1 protein-coding gene is annotated in these 2,041 nt (G+C 64.5%); it reads left to right on the top strand.

Annotated features, from left to right (window positions below; genetic code table 11):
- On the top strand, positions 1-2,041 hold a 2,041-nt coding region (locus MJ783_RS22470), incomplete at both ends, for a hypothetical protein (protein WP_239313702.1).

Here is a 2,041-nt window from a genome sequence, read left to right as displayed (position 1 = left end):
AAGCGCCGACCTCCCAGGAAATCAGGTACCTCTGGTAGCGGTATTCGCGGACGGCGCGCCACGGTACGACCGGGTCATTCTTGTTGTCACCAGCCCCCGTGCCGGCGAGATTTCCCCTTCGGGCCACACTTTTCGCCTCGGCGAGGCGATCAAGAAGGGGCTTGAGGGCGACGGCCTCTACGGAGTGGGCTTCCCGCCGGAGAGCGTCGAGCTGCTGAAGGCAGGTGGTCCCGATATCGCCGGAGTCCGGACGGTCATCGGCAAACGTCTGTCGAAGATCCGTGGCACCGGCGCCGCGCCGCGGGTGGATATTCCGTACGGTGGTGGTGCGGCAAACGCCGCGATCGGTCTCGTCGTGGGCGTCATCGAAAGCGGTGTGGAGCCACGGCTGCTGCTCCTGGCCGGTATGGCCGGCAAGCCGATCCTGCTCAGCCACGAGCTACCCACCCCACACGAGAACGCGGACCGGTGGCTCGTCCGGCACCGTTTCTATTCGTCGATGATCAAGGGTGATCGGGACGACAGTGATCAGGACGGCAACGAGCTGTGGCGAAGCCGTTTGAACCGGCAGATCCTCGTGGCTGAAACCACTGACGACTTCGGTGAGGAGGACCTCGCCCGAGTTCTCCTCGAACGGATCGACCGGCGAGAGGCGGTAGACGGTTTTCTTTTCCGCGCCTGGCTGAAGGAGGCCCGTACCCGTAGCCTCGCCGATCGGGACAGGCCGACCGCCGCGCTTGACTTTCTGCGGCACCCCCAGCTTCGCGGGGCGGAGAATGCGGCCAAGGACCTTTCGCACGGGAAACCGACCGATCCGATGATTATTCGTAGGTTCCTGGAGGGGCAGGACCAGCTGCCGCGCTTTGACGAGGGAATCGTAGATCTCGGCTACCCGAGGTGGCCCTACCTCGGTGACCGGCGCGCGCTCATCCTCGTCGCCATGGGTATGGACCGGATCGAGGGTGACGATCCAGCGACGCCCCGTCTGGACGCGCTCATCGCCCGGGCGTATCGGGACGGTTTCGAACCAGTGATCCGGATGCTGGTGTCAAAAGAGACCGCGCCGGTCGGCCGGCTGTGGGAGGCGAAGGCGCGGGCTCGGACTGAGAAAGTCGACTGCCGGGTTCTGCTGGAATGCGGCATCGAGTTCGACGATCTCGACGACATCCGATCGGACGTCTGGGGCGCCCTCAAAGCTGATGACCAAGAGCTTGACACGGTTGGGGAGGTACGCGTGGCCGCCGGCTCCGGTCGGAAGCCGCAGGGACTCGGGCTTCTGCTCACGGGCATCGAATGGGGCCTGTACGCGGCCTGCCCGACCAGGCTGCTGGAGATCCGCCGCGCCGCGCCGGGTTCGGATGAGTCGATCGTCGAGGTCGATCAGAATGCGGTTCTCAGCCGTATCGCAGGGGACTCCGAGCTGGCTCGGGTCGCGCTGTCCGCGCTCAAGTGCTTGGACGTCAGTGCTGCGGTCGCTTTGCTTGACCTCGGATCAACCCAGTGGCTGAGGCCACTTTCCGTCAGAGCGAGAAGATTGGCACTTTCCGGGCCTCCCACCGTTTTTGACTCCGACTGGTTGGCCTCTGTCGGTCTGCCCAACAACGGCAAACACCTGCGGATTTTACTGCTGCGCGCCCGGCTCAGACTCATCCAGACACTCGCCGACAGCGATCCATGGGGTTGCGCGATGCGTGCCGCGGCCCTGTGCGAAGGGACGTTGGGAAAGCACGGTGACAAGGGATGGTATGCATTCTGTGACCGGGAGAACCCCCGATACATCCCGCAGGCCAACGACCTTGCGTGCTACCGCAACGCCAGCCCGGCTTCGCACGGACGGGAAAAGGCCCTACGTAAGCAGGGACGGGATGAGAGAAAAGTTCCCAAGCCGCCGTCGCCGAAGAAGCTGAGGGAGTGTCTGCGAGGCCTGCGTGAGGGCCTGAGTGAGCACGTGATGGTGAACGGGCAGGGGCTGCCGGACACCTGGGACAGCGTGCTGGTCGACGAACTCGAGTCGCTCAAGAAGGAGCTCCGGGTGTTCATC

This window comes from Protofrankia sp. Cj3 (assembly GCF_917627355.1).
GTDB lineage: Bacteria > Actinomycetota > Actinomycetes > Frankiales > Frankiaceae > Protofrankia.
The sequence above is the reverse complement of the archived record's forward strand: the minus strand, read 5'-3'. Positions and strand labels throughout refer to the sequence as shown.